Source organism: Loktanella sp. DJP18 (assembly GCF_049310965.1).
In the GTDB taxonomy this organism is placed as follows: domain Bacteria; phylum Pseudomonadota; class Alphaproteobacteria; order Rhodobacterales; family Rhodobacteraceae; genus Loktanella.
In genome coordinates this window covers 1-2,923 of record NZ_JBMERN010000242.1, presented here as the reverse complement: position 1 = coordinate 2,923, position 2,923 = coordinate 1, and the positions used below count along the sequence as shown (strand labels likewise).

Annotated in this window: 3 protein-coding genes; 1 reads left to right on the top strand and 2 read right to left on the bottom strand. The window is 49.0% G+C overall.

The features are described from left to right. Nucleotides 1-1,263: ATP-binding protein (locus ACOI1H_RS24570; protein ID WP_422440862.1), on the top strand; the 1,263-nt coding region annotated here is incomplete at its 5' end. Nucleotides 1,264-1,340: 77 nt separating this feature from the next. On the opposite strand, the gene ACOI1H_RS24565 is transcribed toward ACOI1H_RS24570, so the two are convergent. After that, a complete protein-coding gene (locus ACOI1H_RS24565) occupies nt 1,341-2,549 on the bottom strand; it encodes a GAF domain-containing sensor histidine kinase (protein ID WP_422440861.1) in 1,209 nt (402 codons plus the stop codon). A gap of 32 nt (nt 2,550-2,581) precedes the next feature. Then, a partial coding sequence (locus ACOI1H_RS24560) for a hypothetical protein (RefSeq protein ID WP_422440860.1) occupies nt 2,582-2,923 on the bottom strand: 342 nt, incomplete at its 5' end.

Sequence of the window (2,923 nt, the reverse complement as noted above, 5' to 3'; positions counted from 1 at the left end):
CTCTTCATGGGGGAATGCAACCTGATAAGAATTTCCGCCGCTGGGAAAGAAGTGAAATATTGCGAAGTCAGAAACAGCCAATCATTCGATGAAACTGGCGATCAGTTTGACATCGTGACGCTAAACGATGTGACGGCGCGGGTTAAGGCCATGCAAACCGTCAAAACGCAAGATGATCGGTGGAAGCTTGCGCTTGAGGGTAGCGAGATTGGTGTTTTTGAATCCGATCTGCGCAGCGGCTCCGGGTCCGCATCAGCCTCATGGTATCAGTTGCTGGGTTTGACCAGCGGTATGGAACGGGACTCTGACCAGGAATGGCACGCGCGCGTTCATCCGGACGATCTCGGATCGGTCGTCGCAAACGATGCGCGGTGTATAGACGGACTGACTGATCGTGCAGAGTCGACGTTTCGCATGCGCGTGCGAGATGATAGTTGGCATTGGATGCGGTCAGTTCTGAAAGTGACCGAACGCGATGAAGACGGCACGGCCATCCGGCTTTTGGGCACAATGACAGATATTACCGAACAGAAACAGCTTGACGAGCTGAAAGATAATTTTGTTGCAACTGTAAGCCACGAGTTGCGCACACCGCTTGCTGCGCTCTATGGCGCACTTGGATTACTTGGGGCTTCCATAGGAGACGACGCTTCATCCCAAACACGAAAACTTCTCGGTATGTCCCATCGCAACAGCACCCGGCTTATAGCGATGATTGATGAACTTCTTGATTTCCAAAAGCTTAATGGGGGGCATTTCTCGATAAAGATCGACCAGCTGGAGGTTGTGGGGCTTATTCGGAAAGTTTGTGCGGACTTCGAGGCTTTCGCTCAAACATTTGGTGTGTCTTTCGATGTAAACACAGCGGAAGAGAAGATTTTTATCGACGCAGATCCCCTCAGGCTAAAACAGGTTATTACCAATCTTTTGTCAAATGCGACAAAGTTCTCGATGCAGTCCGGTGTGGTTTCCGTGATGCTCGAACGTGATGACGAAACCTGTCGCATATCCGTCACCGACAATGGCTGTGGTATCTCACCTGAATTTACAAAGCGTGTCTTCACACCCTTTTCCCAACAAACGGAGGTTTCACCACGATCTACAAAGGGCACCGGCTTGGGACTTGCAATCTGCAAGGGGCTCATGGACATGATGAATGGTGAAATCGGCTTTGAATCAGAGCCTGACGTCAAGACGACCTTCTGGGTGACGCTACCATTGTCGACTGTCAATGAAATTAATCAAGCAGACCATAATCTCTAATGAACGCTTGAAATAGACTTGGCCCGTGGTGAATATGACTCATCGGATCGAGTTTTCGGTTCAGACGCTATTGTAAACTAGGTATCCACTGACTTGAGTGGAAGTGTAACCGAAAACTTTGCGCCTTCGCCTAAATGACTGAGAAGACTGATGTCCCCATCAAGACCATCAACCATCCGTTTGACAATGGTCATCCCCAGTCCGGTGCCGCCATTCGTCCGAGGACTGTTATGGTCCGATTGTTCAAACTCCTGAAAGATCTTTTCGTGGTATTCGGGTGAAATCCCGACTCCAGTATCAATCACATCGATAATGACTTCTTCCAATAATCCGTCCCGCAGTCTGATCTTTACGGAGCCGCTTTCAGTATACTTGAGCGCGTTGGAAATGAGATTCTTCACAATCATTTCCACAGCATATCTATCAAAATGATAGATTGATGTTACCAGTTGATTTGTAACGGACATCTGCACTGACTTGATCTTTGCGAGGCCCTGAAACCCATCGGCGATAGACGAGATGACAGCGGCGATGTCACAAGTCTCCTGTACTGAGATGTAGTTATCAGCATCCAGCTTGCCTATAAAATCGGCATCGCTGATGAAAGCCATCAGCCTCTCTGAGGACCGGTCAAGAAATTCCACCAGGCGTTCTGCTTTTCCATTTAAAGGAACCGTTTTCAGAAGTTTAACTGATCCGATAATGCTTGTTAACGGTGTTCTAATTTCATGGCTAAGATGCGCGACATAACCACTTCGAGACACTAGCAACTTGTTCAGTTCATTTTTTGACTTCTGCTCCTCCAGAGATGCCGTCCTGGCGTGTATGATCTCGTCAATACATTTCGCGAGCATTTCGAGCGTTTCGATCTGCCCTTCAGCCCAAGTGTAGGGTTCATTTTTCATGCAGCAGAGCGCGCCAACTACTTGTCCGGAGGCATTGTGAATGGGGCTGCCGATATAAGATATAAAGTTTTCGTCACGGACAAGTTTGTTATCCTTCGTCCGATCGTCGACCCTCATATCCGCAATGAGTATCGTTCGTTTGGCGAGTTTTACAAATTGGCAGATTGATTGATTGATGGGCGTCTGACGCGAGGCCGCCAAATCTTCTGACAGCCCAACGGAAGCTGCGAAAAATTGCCTGTTCTTGTTTTCCTCAAGCAAAGAGGTCAACGCAACAGGAGATTTCAGGATATGAGCTGCGAGTTTCGTGATATTGAGTATAGCTTCATCTGGAGTATCATCCATCAGACCCAATGACTGAAACGTGTAACTCTTGGCCATGTTAGCTGCTCCGAATTCGCCGCATTCCGACGTCACACTTCTCCTATTTGAAGGTTTTTAGCGCCCCCAATGCAATCGGAATCTGAACTGAGGCCGGATTTTTCAGTGCTGTAACATAGACAGCACCAGTACCAGAGCGGATGATCCCAAGCCTCGCCGAAGTTCATATTTCGCGCGTATCGTCGTTTTGGCATGCGAGGGGTGTGCTGGGCTCTGTTGATGACGTGGATGCCCCTTCCGACGGCATCGCGATGTGCCACTTCGAGATTTAAGGTAGCCCCCAAAAACGGGACCCTGACGTAAGCTTCGATCTGCGGTCCGTTGATCTTCACCACGTAGGTAATCGAAGGCGCCTCCTTCCGCGACCGAACCAG